Here is a 17,742-nt window from a genome sequence, read left to right as displayed (position 1 = left end):
GTGGGTAAGGGGGATCGGAGGCGCTCAGACTTCAGATATCCTTTGAGAACGGTTGTCTGCCGGGGGTACAGCGTCTGCCAAACTGTTTGCCGCCACAGGCCAGGTGAATCGAAAAGTGGCACCGCGGCTCTCTCCCGACTCGACGAATAATTCTCCTTCGTGGCTCTCCACCAGTTTCTTCACCAGGGCCAGGCCGAGTCCACTGTGTTGCGTTCCCTCTCCCGGATTCAGTACCTGGAACACCTGCAGGATCGTTTCACGATGCTCTTCCCTGATGCCGGGCCCGTCGTCGCTCACCTCGAATTCGTAGAACTTTCCGCAGGGGTGTGCGGTGACGCGGATGTGGCCGTTCTCCCGGTCGTGATGGGCGACGGCATTGCCAAGGAGGTTGGCGAAAATCTGGCTGAGTGGTGTGCGCCAGGTCACCAGTGACGGCATCGCCGCATCGACCTCGATTCGGAACGAGGAGGGCAGGGCGAGAAAGTGGATGAGTTCATGGACCATGGCCCGGGTATCAACCGGCTCCGGGGGATCGTTCACGCTACCGGCGCGGGCATAGCGGAGCAGGTCATTGATGAGACGATCCATTCGGGTCACGCGTTCACGGAGCAGGCCGGCATGCTTCGACAGTGACTGAGGATCACGATGTTGGAAATCCTCTTCGATGACGGTAACCAGCATGGATACGGCGCGGATAGGGGCCTTAAGATCGTGGGCCGCAATGTAAGCGTACTGTTCCAGGTCGGCATTGGCACGTTCGAGTTTGCGGGTTTTTTCCTGCAGCGAACTGGTGGTGTATCGGAGGCGCTGCTCCGCTTTCCAGCGCTGGCTGATGTCGATAAAGGAGAGCACCAGACCGCCGTCGAGCTCCCCTGGTTCATCGACCGGTTCGGCTACAAACTCCACGGGAACCGACGTGCCGTCGCGTCGAATGAACAGCATCTCGCTCCGGTGGGTCGGTTTTCGGGTGCGCAGTGCCTCGCAGAAGGGGCAGTTCTTCAGTTCGCCTTTGGCATCATAGCAGCGGATCACCTCGGTGCAGGGGCGCCCGATCAGTTCGGCCTCGGGAAAGCCGAGCACTTCGAGGGTGGTGGGGTTGGCAAAAACGCACCGACCTTTCCGATTGATGCCCACCAGGCCCGAGCCGGCGATGCGCAGGATCTGTTCATGCCGCTGCGTCACCTCGGTCAGTTCCGACAGACAGTGGCTGGCATGTTCGATAGCCCTTTCCACCCCCAAGCGTACTTCTGCGCGAAACATCCGGAGTATCAGGCCCAGTGAAACTGCGGCCACAATGGCGAACAGCGTCCGAAGACCCACCACAGAGTCCTCGGCGGCATCAAAAAAGTATTCGCTGCTGTAGCGGTTGGCGGGGAAGAAGTCGGCCGGTGGGACCAGCAGCCCGGCAGCCACCGCATAGCCGGCGAAACCGCCGGCGGCCGAGTAGAAGTACCGCTTGAGACCCATTGGGTGCAGCCTGTCGGCTTCACTCCGGTAATAGAGGAGGAGCCCGATGGCACTGGTGAGTGCACCCGGAAACGCCAGCAGATAACGTGTGGCAACGGCGAAGTCATGGGGCTCGAAATTTAGGGCCAGCTGCGCCAGCAAGAGGGCTACGGGCAGATACCAGATGGGGTGTGTGCACCATTCGGCGACTCTCTGCCACCGTCCTGCTGCCGGACTGCTGAGGCGAACCAGGCGTCGACCAAATTCCTGCAGCGGCAGGAACGAAACTGCCAGAAAGCCGGCGGCGGTCTGCCTCGCCGCCGGCGAACCCTCATCCACATGCCATACCTCCATCCATTCATGAACGCCATGCAGTATTCCGAATGCGGCCAGGAAAGGCAGGGGGCGAGCCAGGGCAAAGTCCGACTCCAGCCGGGGCTGTACGGCGATGGACAGCCCCATGAGGATGAAGGCCAATCCGTAGATAAAGTAGATGAGATTTCCAGCCGGAGTTTCCATTTCTCACCCTTCGTACCGAACGGAGACCATTGGTGGTCCAATGGCCCTAGAGTACGGAGGGTAATCGGTACAAACTGTAACAAAATGTTAGGTTTATACCCCTTCTAAAAACCTCAGGCGAACGATCGCTGCTATCAGGTGATCACGGTGGGCGTATTGCGGCCGGTGCGCGCCTTGAGCTGGCAGATATCAGTGGCAGCTTCCATCAGATCGGCGAGGGCCTCCTGCGTTGCCTGCGTATGCTTTCCGGCATTGGCCTCATAGCGCTCGACATAAATGCGCAGGGTGGCGCCCTCGGTACCGGTGCCGGAGAGCCGGAATACGATACGGGAGTCTCCCTCGAGGATCAGGCGTAGCCCCTGGCCGCTGGCCTGGCAGCCGTCGATCGGGTCGGTATAGCTGAAGTCATCGGCCAATAGCACCTTACGGCCGGCAAGCGTCCCCCCCCGCAGGGAGGGAATCTTTTCGGCGAGGTCTGTATACAGGGAGGTCGCCTTGCCGGCATCCAGCGCCTCGTAGTCGTGACGGGTATAGAAGTTGCGCCCGTAGGCGCGCCAGTGATCCCGGACGATGTCGATCACTGATTCCCGCCGCTCGGCTATGATGTTGAGCCAGAAGAGTACCGCCCACAATCCATCCTTCTCCCGCACGTGATCCGAACCGGTACCGAAGCTCTCTTCTCCGCAGAGGGTGATTTGGCCCGCATCGAGCAGATTGCCGAAGAACTTCCAGCCGGTGGGTGTCTCATAACAGGCGATCCCCAGCTTTTTGGCTACCCGGTCCACCGCCTGGCTGGTGGGCATCGAGCGGGCCACACCGGTCATGCGACCGGCATAGCCGGGGATACGCTCGGCGTTGGCGGCCATCACCGCCAGGGAGTCGGAGGGCGTCACGAAAAAGCGTGGGCCGAGAATCATGTTGCGGTCGCCATCACCGTCGGAGGCGGCACCCAGGTCGGGCGCCTGGTCGGAATACAACTCCTCGACCAGTGCCTCGGCGTAGGTCAGGTTGGGGTCGGGATGGCCGCCGCCGAAATCCTCACGGGGCTCGCCGTTGATGACCGTGCCGGCAGTCGCGCCCAGCCGATGCTCCAGGATCTCGCGGGCGTAGGGTCCGGTGATGGCGTGCATGGCATCGAAGCGCACGCGAAAGCCGGAGGCGAACAGGTCGCGAATGGCATCGAAGTCGAAGAGCTGTTCCATCAGATCGGCGTAGTCGGCCACCGGATCGATGACCGTCACCTGCATCCTACCGAGTGCGTAGTGACCGGTCTCGTCGATGGGCAGATCGGCGGCGTCATCAATGAAGAAACGATCGATGTCCTGCGTCCGCCGGTAAATGGCTTCGGTGACGCTTTCAGGAGCAGGACCGCCGTTCGAAACATTGAATTTGATGCCGAAATCGCCGTTCGGGCCGCCGGGATTGTGGCTCGCTGAAAGCACCAGCCCCCCCTCGGCCCGGTGTTTGCGAATGATTGTCGACACGGCCGGCGTGGAAAGCAGACCGCCCCGGCCCACCAGCACCCGGTGAATGCCGTTTGCCGCCGCCATCTTGAGAATGGTCTGAACCGCATGGCGATTATAAAAGCGGCCATCGCCGCCCAGCACCAGTGTGCCACCCTTCAGATCGGGGCGGGTATCGAATACAGACTGCACGAAATTCGGCAGGTAATTTCCTGTGCGGAACACATCCACCTTCTTTCTCAGGCCCGACGTCCCGGGTCGCTGTCCTTCGAACGGCTGTGTGCTGACCGTGCTGACGCTCATCCAATGTCCTCTTATCGATGTTATTTCCGGCACTATGAAGGATAGGCCCTCAAGCCGTTCCAGGCCAATCATAGCGGACCGCTTGAAACGCGACCCCCATGCCCCCATCTTCTGCGATGTTTTCGGGGGCCGGTGAGGGCACCTGCGGGTCGGCCTTCAGGCCTATACATCGATAGGGCCGAAGCCCAACCTGCATCTGCCCCAGGGGCCGGCAAGACCAACTTGAGGAGACAAAGCGAACATGACGGTTGAAGCACACAAGGAGACCCTCGGTTTCGAGACGGAAACCAGACAGCTCCTGCACCTGATGATCCACTCCCTCTATTCCAATAAAGAAATCTTCCTGAGGGAGCTGGTTTCCAACGCCTCCGACGCTTGCGACAAGCTGCGCTTCGAGGCCCTGGGGGACGATGCCCTCTATGAGGGCGACAATGACCTGAAGATCCGCGTTGTCTACGATAAGGACGCCCGCACCATCACGGTTTCGGACAACGGCATCGGCATGAACCGGGAGGAGGTCATCGAGAACCTCGGTACCATCGCCAAATCGGGTACCCGCTCCTTCCTGGAGTCGCTTACCGGTGACAATGCCAAGGACGCCCAGCTCATCGGTCAGTTCGGCGTTGGCTTCTACTCCTCTTTCATCGTCGCCGATCGGGTCACTGTGACCACGCGCCGTGCCGGGCTTACCGAAGAGCACGGGGTGCGCTGGGAGTCCGACGGCCAGGGGGAATACACCCTGGAAACGATCGACAAACCCGATCGGGGCTCCAGCGTTACCCTGCACCTGACCGAGGGTGAGGATGAATTCCTGGACGGCTGGCGCCTGCGCAACATTATCCGCAAATACTCCGACCACATCACGCTGCCCATTCTGATGCCGAAAGAGCAGCACGGCGAAGAGGAGGAAAAGGCCGAACCCGAAGAGGAAATGGTCAACCAGGCCTCCGCCCTCTGGGCCCGCCCCAAGAGCGAGATAAAGGATGAGGAGTACAACGAGTTCTACAAGCACGTCGCCCATGACTTCGAGGATCCCCTCGCCTGGATCCACAACAAGGTAGAGGGACGGCTCGAGTACACCTCGCTGCTCTACATTCCCGGGCGGGCGCCGTTCGACCTGTGGGACCGGGAGCGCCGCCGCGGCGTGAAGCTGTACGTGAAGCGTGTATTCATCATGGATGATGCCGAACAGCTGATGCCCTCCTATCTGCGCTTCGTGCGCGGTGTGATCGACTCCAACGACCTGCCGCTCAACGTCTCCCGCGAGATCCTGCAGCACAACAAGGTCATCGACTCCATGCGCGGCGGTTCCGTGAAAAAGGTGCTGGGCCTGCTGGAGTCCATGGCCAGAAACGAGCCCGAGAAGTACACCACCTTCTGGGCGCAGTTCGGTGCGGTGATGAAGGAGGGCCCCGGCGAAGACTTCGCCAACCGCGAGCAGATCGCCAAACTGTTGCGCTTCGCCTCCACCAACAAGGACACCGAGGAGCAGAGCGTCTCGCTGGATGAGTACATCGAGCGCATGAAAGAGGGTCAGGAAGCGATCTACTACATCACCGCTGACTCTTTCGCCGCCGCCAAGCACAGCCCGCACCTGGAAATCTTCCGCAAGAAGGGCATCGAGGTGCTGCTGCTGCACGAGCGCGTCGACGAGTGGTTCACCTCCTCGCTTACCGAGTATGACGGCAAGCCCCTCAAGTCCGTCACCAAGGGTGAACTCGATCTGGGCGAACTCGAGGACGAAGAGGAGAAAAAGGAGAAGGAGAAGGTCGCCAAAGACTTCGAAGACGTCCTCAAGCGCGTAAAGGATACCCTGGGCGACAAGGTCAATGAGGTACGGGTCACCCACCGCCTGACCGATTCGCCGGCCTGTGTGGTCACCGGCGAAGACGAGATGAGCGCCAACCTGGAGCGCATCCTCAAGTCCGTCGGCCAGAACGCCCCGGACATCAAGCCGACCCTGGAGCTCAACCCCGAGCATCCGCTGGTGTCGCGGCTCAAGGAGGAACAGGACGAAAAGCGGTTCGGAGACTGGACCAACATCCTGTTCGACCAGGCCTGGCTCGCCGAGGGCGGGCAACTGGAAGATCCCGCCGCCTTCGTTGGGCGACTGAACGAACTGCTACTGGAACTGCGGTAGCCAGCCAGGAACGGAGAGGCGGCCAATCGGCCGCCTCTTTCGTATCCGCTCGAGCCTATAGGCGCCCTCCTGAAGAACTCAACGATTCACCCCTTGAATTTCGGAACCACGGGGAACACGGGGCGCACGGGGAGAAAAAACCGAATAACCTGTCTTACCCCTTGGTCTCCGTGTCCCCCGTGGTTACCAGTTCTTCCTAAACGGGCTCCGGCCCGGTTTACCGCATGGAAAACAGCTCCTGGTGGAAGTTGTCGGCAGACAACCCGAGCGCCATGAGGCTCCGGCGCAGGCTGGCACCGAACGGAGCGGGACCGCAGAACCAGACGTCGCTCTGCTGCCACTCCGGGACCGTCGCGAGTAGCCGCTCCGCCGTCAAATGACCGTCGCGGTGAGGGACGTAGACATGCAGTCGCACCCCCGCGTTATCCGCCAGCTGCTGAAGGTCTGCGATGAAGCGCTTATCCGGGGCATTGGTGCTGAAGAACAGATGCACAGGCTGCCCGTGCATCTGTCCGGCCAGCGATTGCATGCGCGCGATAAAGGGGGTGATGCCGATACCGCCTGCCACCCAGATCTGGCCCGGTTTGTTACCGCGAAAATCGAAACAGCCGTAGGGTCCCTCGACCGTGGCGAGGTCTCCAACCTGCAGCATTTGCGGCAGGTTCGTGGTGTAGTCGCCGAGCGCCTTGATGTGAAACCGGAGCTTTCCATCACCACTCCAGGCCGAGGAGATGGTAAAGGGATGGGGACCTTCGCTGCGATCGAAGGTGACGAACGCAAACTGTCCCGCCTTGTGCCCCGCCCAGCGGTCTATCAGTCGAATCACCACCTTCAGTACGCGATCCTCTGTATGGTGCTCCAGCTCTTCCACTACCCCTACTACGCGGCGGCGGTAACCGACCTTGCCGAACAGCGAGGTGAAGGCGGCAATCACACCAACCGCCATGAGCAGCCCCAATAACACCCCTATGGCGCTTCCCCAGTAATCGGTTTTGATTAGTATCAGCGCATGAAAGACCAGGAACAGGTAGACGATGGTGATTAGCCGATGGGTCTTGTGGAAGTAGCGGTAGGGAAAACGCTTGAGAAGTGCGAGCACAATCAGGAGCACAGCGGCATAAAATGCCCATTCACCGATGCTCTCTGCCAGTCCCCGCTGGCTGCGCATGAAGTGTTCCAGAGCGTCTGCCGGCGGGCCCGCCCTTCCCCTGGCCGGCCGCTCCAGCCACCCCCAGCCCACCGCCCATTTGGGGCCTTGCGCCCAGAGCCAGTGAATCACCGCAACGACCAGCGCGGTGATACCCAGCCATTTATGCAGGCGGTAGCTCTTGTCGAGCCCACCGAACAGCGGCTCTATGCGGGCGGGTCGGATGGCAAGAAACAGGGCGACGCTCATTACGCTCATGCCGATGATTCCGGTCAGTTGCACCAGCGTTTTGCGGATCGGGAAGAAGCCGCTGGCCGACCAGATTTCAGGGTCGGATGCCACCCAGAGGAGGACCGGCAACAGCAGGGCCGAGAGATAGATTGTCCGAATACGCTTCATATCGTTGATACCTGAACAAACTGGTTTGCCGCCGGAGTGCGATTCCGGACGGGTCCACCCGGGTGCGCATACTGTACCAGTACGACCCGGAATTCGCGGCACCGGTCTGAGGTGCCTTTGCGCTTCTTTGCACTACTTTATGGTTGGGCCGGAACCGTTGCGGAGCTGTTCTGAGATTTCTTTCTGGAGTTTTGCTTTCAGCTTGATTTAAGGCTCACCCCTTAGGCTTGCCTGCACAGTTGAACTGGAGGGCGAGTCGATGACCGCACGAAATGACATCAAGGTCTGGGACCCGCTGATCCGGCTCTTCCACTGGAGTCTGGTGGCGGCGTTTACCCTGGCCTACCTCACCGAAGACGACTTCATGACGCTGCATGTCTATGCGGGTTATCTGGTTGGCGGCCTGGTGCTGTTTCGTCTGGTGTGGGGCTTCATCGGTACCCGCCACGCCCGCTTTTCCGATTTCGTGTACGCGCCGGCCGCGGTGCTTGCCTACCTGAAGGAGCTGCTGCTGCTACGGGCGCCGCGTTATATCGGCCACAACCCGGCCGGTGGTGCGATGATTCTGGTTCTGCTCGGTAGCCTCTTGCTAACCACTTTTACCGGGTTGGCCACCTACGGTGCGGAAGGCGGCGGCCCGCTGGCGGGCACGGTACTGGCGAGTGGCGCCTTTGAGGATATCCACGAGTTCTTCGCCAATTTCACCTTGCTGCTGGTGATCATCCATATCGGGGCTGTAGTCGGCAGCAGCCTGCTGCATCGCGAAAATCTGATCCGCGCCATGGTTACAGGGCGCAAACCCGAATAGGGAGTACGCAAATGTATCGCTTGTTATCCACATGTTCACTGTTCCTTTTCGGTTTGCTGGTAACGGCGCCGGTCCTTGGGGCCGGCGCGCCGGTCGATGGCCTGCTCAAGGAGTATCAGAGGGACGGCGCCGGTGAATTCAGTGCCGAGGAGGGGCGTCGCCTGTGGCGTGCCGAAGGCGAGCAGGGACGCAGTTGCGCCTCATGCCATACCGACGATCTGACTGCGTCCGGAAAGCACGCCCGGACCGGCAAGCCCATCGAGCCCCTGGCTCCATCGAACAATCCGGAACAGTTGACCGAAAGGCGGGAGATTACCAAGTGGCTCTATCGCAACTGCAAGTGGACCCTGGGCCGCGCCTGCACGGCCCAGGAAAAGGGTGATTTTCTCAGTTACATCCGAACGCAATAGGGGGAGACCATAATGGACGGACCAATGATGACGGTGGGCGCGGTGGTAATTGGACTTCTGGGACTGTTTGCCTTCAGCGGCATGGTCCAGAGCGACGAAAACGACTATCGGGAACGTCAGTCGGAAGAGTATGAACAGGGCCGTGACCGAGGTTTCTTCTCGTGGGGCAAGAGCACCCCCGGGGTAGTACCGGTGGACAACGAGCTGTATCAATCCGAATGTGGTGCCTGTCATATGGCCTATCAGCCCGGCTTGCTACCAGCCCGCTCCTGGGAGCGGCTTATGGAGGGACTGGCGGATCATTTCGGCGATAACGCAGAACTGCCGCCCGATCTGCATCAGAAACTGCTTGCCTATATGGTTGCCAACTCTGCGGAAAAATCCGATGCCAAACGTTCCCGCCGGTTCAGCCGCAGCATCGCTCCGGATGAGCGTCCGATCAGCATTGTCGAGACCCGCTATTTCTTCGCCAAGCACGATGAGGTCCCGCGCCGGTTGGTCGAGGACAATCCCGAAGTCCGCAGCTTCAGCAATTGTGGGGCCTGCCATCGGGGCGCGGAAAAGGGGATCTACGATGATGACTCGATTGTGATCCCCGGATATGGGCGGGTAGACTAATCCGATGACGACGATCATCCGCCGACCACTGTGGCTCTTGGGAATCCTGGCAATCCTTGTTCTGGCCGTACTGCTCAGCCCGCCGCTTGTGGCTGATGACGACCATGAAACGGCACGCCGGCTGCGTGAGTCGGGCCAGCTCCTGTCCCTCGAACAGATCCTCGAATCTGCACGAGCGGTTCAAAGTGGCCAGGTGCTGGAGGTTGAACTGGAGGAGCCCCGCAAGGACCGCGACTATCCGGAGTGCCGGAAGGGCTATTGCTACGAATTGAAGTTGCTCACTCCGGAGGGACGTGTCGAGGAGTTGCTGTTCGATGCCGGCACCGGGGAGTTTCTCGGCTTCGAGGACGAGGACTGATGCAGATCTCCGCTTCCGGAATGACCGATAGTTATCCGCATGCGCCTGCTGCTGGTTGAAGACGACAACGAACTGGCCACCCGGCTCAAGAAGAGCCTGGGGCGGGCCGGGTACGTCGTCGACATCGCGGCAGACGGCATCGAGGCGGAATTCCTCGGAAAAGAAGAGCCCTACGACCTGATTATTCTCGATCTTGGGTTGCCGAAAAAGCCGGGGCTGCAAGTACTGGAGGCGTGGCGCTCGGCGGGAAACCGGGTGCCGGTCATTATCTTGACGGCTCGTGATAGCTGGCAGGAGAAGGTGGATGGGCTGCAGGCGGGCGCCGATGACTACGTCGCCAAGCCGTTCCACACCGAGGAGTTGCTGGCGCGTATTTCCGCACTGCTGCGTCGAATGGCCGGCCGGGCCGAGGGCTCCGTGCAGTGCGCCGGTTTGCGGCTGGATGAGGAGCGGCAGCAGGTCATTGATGAAGAGGGCTATTCACACGAACTGACCGGCACCGAATTCCGCCTGCTGCGCTACTTCATGCTCCATCCGAACAAGGTGCTTTCCAAGCTGCGTCTTTCGGACCATGTCTATGAGTATGACGACGACCGCGACAGTAATGTCATCGAGGTGTACGTCAATCGCCTTCGTCGCAAGCTCGGCAAAGAGCACATCGAGACACGGCGTGGACAGGGCTATGTCTTTCGGGACTCCCAGTGAGTTCGCTCCGGCGTCGTCTTGATCTCGGGCTCGGCATCAGCCTGGTGCTGCTGTTCCTGATTCAGTGGGGGGCGATTAGCCTCTTCACCCGCGACCTTGTCGAGAGCTATGTCGAGGAACGGCTTTTCCATGATGCCGAAGGCATACTGGCCTTGCTGGAGCCGGGTGTCGACGGGCAGCTGCAGTTGAGCGAAACAGCCATCAGCCCGGTCTATCGGCGGCCATTTTCCGGACACTACTATCAGCTCGAAATGTCCGGCCGGGAGTTTTATTCCCGCTCCTTGTGGGACGATACCCTCCAGGTGCCGCAAACCAGCGTACGTGAGCAGGCTTTTGAGATTTCCGGGCCGCAGGACCAACCGCTCATCGCGGTTGCCGGTCGATACCAGAAGGGCGGTGAAACGGTGCGGATTATTGTGGCCGAGGACCTCTCCCCGCTGGCCGCCCCCATTCGCGGGTTTCAGCTCGCCTATGGCCTGGTCACTCTGGCGGCCCTGATCGGGCTCTTATTGATCCAGCGCCGGCTGGTGCAGCGGGGGCTAGCTCCGCTCGTCCGGTTGCGCCGGCAGGTATCACGGCTCAATTCGGGAGAGCTCGATCAGCTCGCAACCGACGTGCCCGAAGAGATCCGGCCGCTGGTCGACGAGATCAATCATCTGCTCACCGTCACCGGGAAACGGCTGCAGCGCTCCCGTGATGCTCTCGGTAATCTCACCCATGCCCTGAAGAACCCGCTCAGTCATCTCAACCAGATTGCGGGTGACCCCACCTTGCCGTTACCCGCTGAGGATCGAACCTCCATCCATCGGGCCCTCGATACCATCACCCAGCGTATCGACCGCGAGTTGCGCAGGGCGCGGGTGGCCGGTGCCGGTCGCCCGGGTCAGCTGTTTCGACCCGTACAGGATCTGCCGCCCCTGGTGAATACCATCGAGCGGCTCCACCGCGGTCGGCAACTGGACGTCGATCTGTCGGTCTCCTCAAGGAAGGCCTACCCGCTGGATAGGGACGACATGCTCGAGCTGTTCGGCAACCTCATCGATAACGCCACCAAATGGGCCCAGCATCGGGTCCGGATTTCGTTGGCAGAGAGCGGCAACGTACTGGAGGCGGTCGTCGAGGATGACGGTCCCGGGTGTCCACCCGACGAATGCAAGGCACTGCTGGAGAGAGGCCAGCGGCTGGATGAGTCCAGCCCCGGTCATGGGCTCGGGCTGAGCATTGTCAGTGCCATCGTCGTGGATTACGGGGGTGCCTTGAAACTGGAGCGCTCGAGGACGCTTGGCGGCCTGCGTTCGGAAGTGCACTTTCCCTTGCCGGATGGTGGCGAATCGTCGGGGTAACAGACTGCCACCTTTCTCGGGATTTACTTCGTTTCGCTCCCGGCCAGCACCGCGGGTATCTCTTTGGGCTCCGCCTGGTCGGTCTCCTGCGATCGGTTCTCTTCCGGACCGATATCGGACTGCTCCAGAATCGTCTTGGGCAACTCCTTTTTGACCTTGACGCCCAGTTCCAGGAACTTCTGTGACTGGCTGATAAGATTACCGCGCCCGCGGGTGAGTTTGTTCATCACCCCTTCGTAGGTGCCATGGACGGTGTCCAGCTGGTTGCCGAGCTTTTCGAGATCCTCGACGAAACCGCGCAGCTTGTCGTAGACCGCTCCCGCCCGGTCGGCAATATCACGGGCATGCTCGTTCCGCCGCTCATATCGCCAGATATTCTCGATGGTGCGCAGGGTGGCGAGGAGGGTGGTAGGGGTCACCACGACGATGCGCCGCTCGAAGGCGTCGGCGAAGAGCTTTTCGTCGGCCTGGAATGCGGCGACAAAGGCCGGTTCGATGGGCATGAACATGAGCACGAAATCGAGCGAGCGCAGTCCGTTCAGGGCGCCGTAATCCTTTCCGGAGAGCTGATCGATATGCTGGCGGACGGCCTGCACGTGTTCGCGCAGGGCGAGCCCGCGGGCTTCGTCGTCTTCGGCGTTTACGTAGTGGTTGTAGGCCAGAAGCGACACCTTGGAGTCGACTACCACGTCCTTGCCTTCGGGCAGGTGAATCACCACGTCCGGCTTTAGCAGCTTGCCCTCGTCGTTGCGGAAGGCCCCCTGGGTCTCGTATTCGGTACCCTTGCGCAGACCCGACTGTTCCAGCACCCGCTCCAGGATCAATTCACCCCAGTTACCCTGGGCCTTCTTGTCACCCTTGAGGGCGCGGGTGAGATTGATAGCTTCCTGGTTAATCCGTTGATTCAGCTCTCTCAGCTGATTGAGCTGCTCGCCCAGTGAACTGCGCTCCTTGACATCGGCGACATGGATCTCCTCCACCTTCTTTCGGAAGCCGTCTAACTGTTCACGCATGGGTTTCAGAAGTGTGCCGAGCTGCGTCTGGTTTTGATCGGTGAACTTGCGGCTCTTTTCATCGAGGATGCGGTTGGCCAGGTTTTCAAATTCGGCGGCCATCTTGCTCTTGGCCTCCTCCAGTTGCTTGAAGCGTTCGGCGTTGGCTTTCTCCTGTTCCTCGAGTCGCGTGTTGAGTGTGGAGATGGTGGAGCCGGCCTTCGCCAGCGCCTGGTTCAGTTCCCGCGTCTCGGCTTGGTGGTTCTGCCGCAGCTGCTCGAGTTCTTCCTTCAGCCCCGATGACTGCTCGGCCTTTTCTGACAGGCGGGCCTTTTCCTCCGCCAGTCGCGCCTTCTGTTCGCGTAATTCACCGGTCTCCTGTTCGACGCGACTGAGCGTTTGCTCTCGCTCGGAGAGCAGCCGTTCCAGGTGAACGATTTCCGCTCTGCCACGGTTCTCCGCCGCCGTCACCGCATCGTGCAGGCGGGATTTCGTCAGCAAATGAGTGATGGCGGCGGCCAGACCGGCACCGATCAACAGGGCAAGGGCGGGATAGAGAACTTCCATGGGTGATTTCGCCAATGGCTGGATGTGGAGCGATTATAACGGGATGTGGCTGCGGCTTGCAGACGTGGGCCGTGCCCGGCGCGAACCGTGATGCAAATCGCGCCTCCGTTCCCGCGACCTGTTCTGAAATTGGGTGGCCAGGGTGGATCCGGTACACTAAACCATCGCCCATTCCGGATCGAATCTGTATGAAACCTGTTGAGCTTTCGGTGTGGGGTGTCTGCACCGATTGCGGCTACGAGGGAATGATCGAGTATCGCCATCTGGAGGGCGAAGTCTACGATGATGACAACGCACTAGGGGTCATGTTGTTGCAGTGCTGCCCTGCCTGCGAAACCGTCGATCACTCGCTGCTGCCCCTCGATTTTTACCGGGAACTGCTGGTGCGAGCCGAAGCCAACGGAGAGAATTGATGGCCAGACAGCGTAAGCAGGGGCCAGAAAACGAAGGGCGGGAGGAGGTCCGACTCGACAAGTGGCTTTGGGCTGCACGCTTTTTCAAGACCCGTCCCCAGGCCTCAGAGGCGATCAATGGCGGCCATGTGCATCTGAACGGGGGTCGGGTGAAGCCGTCGCGTTCCGTACGTGTTGGAGACGAGCTCACCATCACCAAGGGGACCACCCGTTTCGATATCGTGGTAACGAAGTTGTCCGGCCGACGCGGTCCCGCCTCCGAGGCGCAGGAGCTCTATGACGAGACAGAGGAGAGCCGCAAACGTCGTGCAGCCCAGGCGGAGAATCGTAGGTTAATGGCTGCTGGTGAACCCCGCCCCGAGAGGCGGCCCGACAAGCGCCAACGTCGCCATATCATCCGCTTCAACAAGGGGCAGGAGTGAGCCGCACCTGCTAGAAACGGACCCCTTGTGTATACTGGGATATCAGTAAAGGACGCAGGCTTCGGCCTGCTTTTGTTTTGTGGGCGGTGTGATTACCGCCGAGCTCACCGACGGGGAGATGCAATATGGCGACTGTAGAACTAACCAAAGACAACTTCGACGAAATCATCGGCGGTAATAATTTCGTCGTGGTGGACTTCTGGGCGACCTGGTGTGGTCCCTGTCAGTCTTTCGGACCGGTCTTCGAGGAAATCTCGGAGAAGTATGACGATATCGTCTTTGCCAAGGTGAACACCGAGCAGGAACAGGAGCTGGCTGCTCATTTCCAGGTTCGCTCGATTCCGACCCTGATGATCTTCCGCGATCAGATCATTATCTACTCCCAGCCGGGCGCACTGCAGGGTTCGCAGCTGGAGCAGCTGATCGAGAAGGCTCGCGAGTTGGATATGGACGATGTCCGCAAGCAGGTGGCCGAGCAGCAGGAAGGTCAGCAGGAGGGCTAGTCCAATGGGGCGCCCCGAGACACCGTTGGTGACCGTCGACGCCATTATTGAACTGGTGGATCGGCCGGGGCGTCCCATCGTCCTCATCGAACGGCGCAATCCACCCCACGGTTACGCCTGGCCCGGTGGTTTTGTCGATGTCGGAGAAAGCCTCGAGAGGGCGACCGTCCGCGAGGCCAGGGAAGAGACCGGCCTCGATATCACTCTCAAGACGCTGCTTGGCTGCTATTCTGACCCCGGGCGCGATCCACGGGGGCATACCGTGAGCGCGGTCTATGTCGCCGAGGCCCGTGGAGAACCGGTCGCGCGGGACGACGCCAAGGCACTGGGAGTCTACGACCCCGACCAGCCGCCCGGCCCGCTTGCCTTTGATCATGCCACCATCCTGGATGACTATCGGCGCTTCCGCGTCACGGGCGAGTTAGCTCCGCTTCGTTCGGAAAGATGAGTCCCGGTCGCGAGCCGTATCCCCCCTGCTGCGCAGGCCCGAATTAATGAAGAACTTGTAACCACGGGGTACAACAGGTTTTTCGGGCGTGCGCTCCGTCTTCCCCATGGTCGAAAGGGTTTTTCGTAATTCCGACAATTCTGCTAAACTATTGGTTGGTTTCTCCGTCGAGTGATCCTGCTATTTGGGGCGGAGTTTTTTCTGATTTGAATATTTTTGGGGAGTGTCCATGCGTCCTGCACACGTGACCAGTGTTCTCGAGCGTGAATTTTCCAGTACTCGCGAGGGACATCACACTCCGGTGATGCTGTGGGGTCCGCCCGGCGTGGGGAAATCCCAGATGGTGACCCAGGTGGGACAGCGACATGAGGTCCCGGTCATCGACGTCCGGCTCTCGCAAATGGAGCCGAGCGACCTGCGCGGCATCCCGTTCCGCAGCGGAGAGCACGTCGAGTGGGCGACGCCGGCCCTGTTGCCGGATGCCCGGCGGCACGGACCCGAGGGCATTCTTTTTCTGGACGAGATCACGTCGGCTCCACCCAGTGTATCGGCCGCTGCCTATCAATTGATTCTCGACCGGCGACTGGGTGAATACCAGGTCCCGGACGGCTGGGCGATCTTCGCCGCGGGTAACCGCCAGGGGGATCGCGGCGTGACCTATGTCATGCCGGCACCGCTGGCGAATCGCTTTGCCCACTTCGAGGTGGACACTCACCTGGACGACTGGGTGAGCTGGGCCTACGCCAACGGCATTGACGAGCGGGTGATCGCCTTCCTGCGCTTCCGGCCGGAACTGCTGTTCGACTTCGATCCGGCCCATAATCCCATGGCTTTCCCCTCGCCGCGTTCCTGGGAATTTACCCATCGGGCGCTGCAGAAATTCGGTGACTATCCCGAGCTGCTGCTCAGTTCGCTGCAGGCCTGCGTGGGCCCCGCTGCCGGGATAGAGCTGTTGGCCTTTGTCGAGAACATGGACAACCTGCCCGACATCGACGCCATCCTGGAGCGCCAGGCGGTCCCTGTGCCCCGCGAAATCGATCTGCAGTACGCGGTTGCGTCGGCCCTGGTCGGTCGTGCCCTGCGCGCCAGGAACGAGGGTAGCGGACCGGCGGTGTACGGACCCATTCTCGACTACGCCGGCCGCTTCTCCGAACGGGAGATGGGCGTGATGCTGGTATCGGATCTGCACCGGGCCATCGGCCAGGATCTCTTCTCCGTCCCGGAGTTCGCCCCCTGGGCGCAGTCCGTCGCCGACGTGATGCTGTATGACCTGTGATGGGTTGTTGTTAACCACGGGACGCACTCGGACCACGGGGTTCCCGGATATAAAATGATTCTCCGTGGTTGGAATTTGCCATGAGCAACGATGTTGAAACCAAACTGAGTGCAGCGCGGACACGGCTTATCCTGGATAAGCCGTTTCTCGGTGCTCTGGTACTTCGGTTGCCGATGATCGCGGCGGACAAGGGCTGGTGCCCGACCACCGCAACGGACGCGCGTGCGTTTTACTACAACCCGGACTATATCGAAGGGATGAACCTTGAGCAGACCAAGTTCATCCTGGCCCATGAGGCCCTGCACTGCGGTCTGTCGCACTTCGCCCGACGCCTGCATCGGCAGAAACATCGCTGGGACGTCGCCTGTGATCTTGCGGTCAATCCCATCCTGATTAGCGAGGGGCTTACCCCCACCCAGGATGCGCTCTATGTCGAAGAGTTCAACGAGATGACTGCCGAGGAGATCTATCCCTGCCTCGATGATCATCCCGATTCCCAGACTCCGGATCAGCACCTCTACGACGATGACTCCAGCGAAGGCGGAACACGCGGCGGCGGCAGCGGTGAGGAGGGACGCGAGCGCGGCGCCGGCACGGGCCGACCGGATAAGCCGACGGAGACCGGCGAGGGCGGCGGGAGAGAGCCCCGCGAGGGAGAGAACGAAAAAGGCGGGTCCGATCAGCCGCGTGACGGTAGTGATGGCAAGGCGGGCAAGCCTCCGCCCCTGTCCAGGGAGGAGCGGGACAAGCTCGCGGTGAGCTGGCGACAGCGAATGGCAGGGGCCGCCCAGCAGGCGATGCAGGCAGGCAAGATGGGTGGCGCCCTGGCGCGCATGATTGATCATCTGCTGCAGCCGCAGTTGCCATGGCGGATGCTGCTGGCCAAGTACATGAATGTCACTGCCCGTGACGACTACAATTATTCGCGTCCCTCGCGTCGTGAAGGGAGTGCGATTTTCCCCAGCCTGCGTAGCCACGAAGTCTCGGTAGTCGTGGCGCTCGACACCAGTGGCTCGGTAAGCGATGACGAGATGCGCCAGTTTCTCTCCGAGGTCAATGCCATCAAGGGGCAGGTCAGGGCGAAGATCACCCTGATGGCGTGCGACACCGAGATGGCCGAGGGCGGACCCTGGCATTATGAGCCGTGGGACGAGTTCCGGTTGCCCCGGGAATTCAAGGGTGGAGGCGGAACCGATTTCCGGCCCGTGTTCGAGACCGTCGATCGTTCGGTCATGCCGCCGGACCTGCTGATCTATTTCACCGACGGCCAGGGCGAATTCCCCGAGCGGGAGCCGACTTTTCCCGTCGTCTGGTTGGTCAAGGGCAAAGGCCAGGTGCCGTGGGGCCAGCGGATCCAGTTGAACTGAGCCGGTACTCTTAACACTCGCATGTAAACCACAGAGAACACAGAGAAAGAGAACGGATTTCTGTAGGAGCGGCGGAAGCCGCGAAGCTGACCGGT

The 17,742-nt window shown here is 60.7% G+C and carries 17 protein-coding genes; 13 read left to right on the top strand and 4 right to left on the bottom strand.

Annotation, left to right across the window (positions count from 1 at the left end):
- Positions 1–24: 24 nt before the first annotated feature.
- Together BLP65_RS01495 and BLP65_RS01490 are read right to left on the bottom strand one after the other, a co-directional pair.
- Positions 25–1,965, bottom strand: a complete 1,941-nt coding sequence (locus tag BLP65_RS01495; protein ID WP_092991876.1) for a sensor histidine kinase — start codon at positions 1,963–1,965, stop codon at positions 25–27.
- A gap of 134 nt (positions 1,966–2,099) precedes the next feature.
- Complete coding sequence (locus BLP65_RS01490; protein WP_092991874.1) at positions 2,100–3,731, bottom strand: alpha-D-glucose phosphate-specific phosphoglucomutase; 1,632 nt, start codon at positions 3,729–3,731, stop codon at positions 2,100–2,102.
- 241 nt (positions 3,732–3,972) lie between these two features.
- Between BLP65_RS01490 and htpG the strand changes: the two genes are divergently transcribed.
- Positions 3,973–5,871, top strand: a complete 1,899-nt coding sequence (gene htpG, locus BLP65_RS01485) for a molecular chaperone HtpG (RefSeq protein ID WP_092991872.1) — start codon at positions 3,973–3,975, stop codon at positions 5,869–5,871.
- 217 nt (positions 5,872–6,088) lie between these two features.
- On the opposite strand, the gene BLP65_RS01480 is transcribed toward htpG, so the two are convergent.
- Positions 6,089–7,417, bottom strand: coding sequence for a ferredoxin reductase family protein (locus BLP65_RS01480; protein WP_092991870.1), 1,329 nt, complete (start codon positions 7,415–7,417; stop codon positions 6,089–6,091).
- Between the two features lie 259 nt (positions 7,418–7,676).
- Between BLP65_RS01480 and BLP65_RS01475 the strand changes: the two genes are divergently transcribed.
- From BLP65_RS01475 to BLP65_RS01450, 6 genes are read left to right on the top strand one after another with little or no spacing between them, the layout of a single operon-like run.
- On the top strand, positions 7,677–8,225 hold the full coding sequence (locus BLP65_RS01475; protein WP_092991868.1) for a cytochrome b/b6 domain-containing protein: 549 nt from the start codon (positions 7,677–7,679) through the stop codon (positions 8,223–8,225).
- An 11-nt stretch (positions 8,226–8,236) separates the two neighbouring features.
- Complete coding sequence (locus BLP65_RS01470; protein ID WP_092991866.1) at positions 8,237–8,635, top strand: DUF1924 domain-containing protein; 399 nt, start codon at positions 8,237–8,239, stop codon at positions 8,633–8,635.
- 12 nt (positions 8,636–8,647) lie between these two features.
- Entirely contained in the window at positions 8,648–9,253 is a 606-nt protein-coding gene (locus tag BLP65_RS01465) for a diheme cytochrome c (RefSeq protein ID WP_092991864.1), read from the top strand.
- Between the two features lie 4 nt (positions 9,254–9,257).
- Positions 9,258–9,611, top strand: coding sequence for a PepSY domain-containing protein (locus tag BLP65_RS01460; RefSeq protein ID WP_092991862.1), 354 nt, complete (start codon positions 9,258–9,260; stop codon positions 9,609–9,611).
- 39 nt (positions 9,612–9,650) lie between these two features.
- Complete coding sequence (locus BLP65_RS01455) at positions 9,651–10,316, top strand: response regulator transcription factor (protein WP_092991860.1); 666 nt, start codon at positions 9,651–9,653, stop codon at positions 10,314–10,316.
- The gene (locus tag BLP65_RS01450; protein WP_092991858.1) at positions 10,313–11,659 is read left to right on the top strand and encodes a sensor histidine kinase; all 1,347 of its coding nucleotides are present in this window, start codon (positions 10,313–10,315) and stop codon (positions 11,657–11,659) included. The genes BLP65_RS01455 and BLP65_RS01450 overlap by 4 nt, the downstream gene beginning before the upstream one ends.
- A gap of 23 nt (positions 11,660–11,682) precedes the next feature.
- On the opposite strand, the gene rmuC is transcribed toward BLP65_RS01450, so the two are convergent.
- Positions 11,683–13,218: a DNA recombination protein RmuC gene (gene rmuC / locus BLP65_RS01445; RefSeq protein ID WP_092991856.1), complete on the bottom strand. Its 1,536-nt coding sequence runs from the start codon at positions 13,216–13,218 to the stop codon at positions 11,683–11,685.
- A 188-nt stretch (positions 13,219–13,406) separates the two neighbouring features.
- On the opposite strand from rmuC, the gene BLP65_RS01440 reads away from it, so the two are divergent.
- From BLP65_RS01440 to BLP65_RS01415, 6 genes are all read left to right on the top strand, one after another.
- The gene (locus BLP65_RS01440; RefSeq protein ID WP_092991854.1) at positions 13,407–13,631 is read left to right on the top strand and encodes a hypothetical protein; all 225 of its coding nucleotides are present in this window, start codon (positions 13,407–13,409) and stop codon (positions 13,629–13,631) included.
- A complete protein-coding gene (locus BLP65_RS01435) occupies positions 13,631–14,053 on the top strand; it encodes an RNA-binding S4 domain-containing protein (protein ID WP_092991852.1) in 423 nt (140 codons plus the stop codon). The genes BLP65_RS01440 and BLP65_RS01435 overlap by 1 nt, the downstream gene beginning before the upstream one ends.
- A 125-nt stretch (positions 14,054–14,178) precedes the next feature.
- A complete protein-coding gene (gene trxA / locus BLP65_RS01430; RefSeq protein ID WP_092991851.1) occupies positions 14,179–14,556 on the top strand; it encodes a thioredoxin in 378 nt (125 codons plus the stop codon).
- A 4-nt stretch (positions 14,557–14,560) separates the two neighbouring features.
- On the top strand, positions 14,561–15,004 hold the full coding sequence (locus tag BLP65_RS01425; protein ID WP_092991849.1) for an NUDIX domain-containing protein: 444 nt from the start codon (positions 14,561–14,563) through the stop codon (positions 15,002–15,004).
- A gap of 229 nt (positions 15,005–15,233) precedes the next feature.
- Positions 15,234–16,280, top strand: a complete 1,047-nt coding sequence (locus BLP65_RS01420; RefSeq protein WP_092991847.1) for an AAA family ATPase — start codon at positions 15,234–15,236, stop codon at positions 16,278–16,280.
- Positions 16,281–16,360: 80 nt separating this feature from the next.
- Positions 16,361–17,647: a vWA domain-containing protein gene (locus BLP65_RS01415; RefSeq protein WP_092991845.1), complete on the top strand. Its 1,287-nt coding sequence runs from the start codon at positions 16,361–16,363 to the stop codon at positions 17,645–17,647.
- Positions 17,648–17,742: the final 95 nt, after the last annotated feature.

The organism is Thiohalomonas denitrificans, from assembly GCF_900102855.1.
Lineage (GTDB): Bacteria > Pseudomonadota > Gammaproteobacteria > Thiohalomonadales > Thiohalomonadaceae > Thiohalomonas > Thiohalomonas denitrificans.
The sequence above is the reverse complement of the archived record's forward strand: the minus strand, read 5'-3'. Positions and strand labels throughout refer to the sequence as shown.

Excerpts from the sequence above, each read along its gene's own strand:
- BLP65_RS01455 (WP_092991860.1), top strand. The coding sequence starts at position 9,651 with ATGCGCCTGCTGCTGGTTGAAGACGACAACGAACTGGCCACCCGGCTC.
- BLP65_RS01415 (WP_092991845.1), top strand. The coding sequence starts at position 16,361 with ATGAGCAACGATGTTGAAACCAAACTGAGTGCAGCGCGGACACGGCTT.
- BLP65_RS01425 (WP_092991849.1), top strand. The coding sequence starts at position 14,561 with ATGGGGCGCCCCGAGACACCGTTGGTGACCGTCGACGCCATTATTGAA.
- BLP65_RS01440 (WP_092991854.1), top strand. The coding sequence starts at position 13,407 with ATGAAACCTGTTGAGCTTTCGGTGTGGGGTGTCTGCACCGATTGCGGC.
- BLP65_RS01460 (WP_092991862.1), top strand. The coding sequence starts at position 9,258 with ATGACGACGATCATCCGCCGACCACTGTGGCTCTTGGGAATCCTGGCA.
- BLP65_RS01490 (WP_092991874.1), bottom strand. The coding sequence starts at position 3,731 with ATGAGCGTCAGCACGGTCAGCACACAGCCGTTCGAAGGACAGCGACCC.
- trxA (WP_092991851.1), top strand. The coding sequence starts at position 14,179 with ATGGCGACTGTAGAACTAACCAAAGACAACTTCGACGAAATCATCGGC.
- rmuC (WP_092991856.1), bottom strand. The coding sequence starts at position 13,218 with ATGGAAGTTCTCTATCCCGCCCTTGCCCTGTTGATCGGTGCCGGTCTG.
- BLP65_RS01480 (WP_092991870.1), bottom strand. The coding sequence starts at position 7,417 with ATGAAGCGTATTCGGACAATCTATCTCTCGGCCCTGCTGTTGCCGGTC.
- BLP65_RS01475 (WP_092991868.1), top strand. The coding sequence starts at position 7,677 with ATGACCGCACGAAATGACATCAAGGTCTGGGACCCGCTGATCCGGCTC.
- BLP65_RS01465 (WP_092991864.1), top strand. The coding sequence starts at position 8,648 with ATGGACGGACCAATGATGACGGTGGGCGCGGTGGTAATTGGACTTCTG.
- BLP65_RS01495 (WP_092991876.1), bottom strand. The coding sequence starts at position 1,965 with ATGGAAACTCCGGCTGGAAATCTCATCTACTTTATCTACGGATTGGCC.
- htpG (WP_092991872.1), top strand. The coding sequence starts at position 3,973 with ATGACGGTTGAAGCACACAAGGAGACCCTCGGTTTCGAGACGGAAACC.
- BLP65_RS01435 (WP_092991852.1), top strand. The coding sequence starts at position 13,631 with ATGGCCAGACAGCGTAAGCAGGGGCCAGAAAACGAAGGGCGGGAGGAG.
- BLP65_RS01470 (WP_092991866.1), top strand. The coding sequence starts at position 8,237 with ATGTATCGCTTGTTATCCACATGTTCACTGTTCCTTTTCGGTTTGCTG.
- BLP65_RS01420 (WP_092991847.1), top strand. The coding sequence starts at position 15,234 with ATGCGTCCTGCACACGTGACCAGTGTTCTCGAGCGTGAATTTTCCAGT.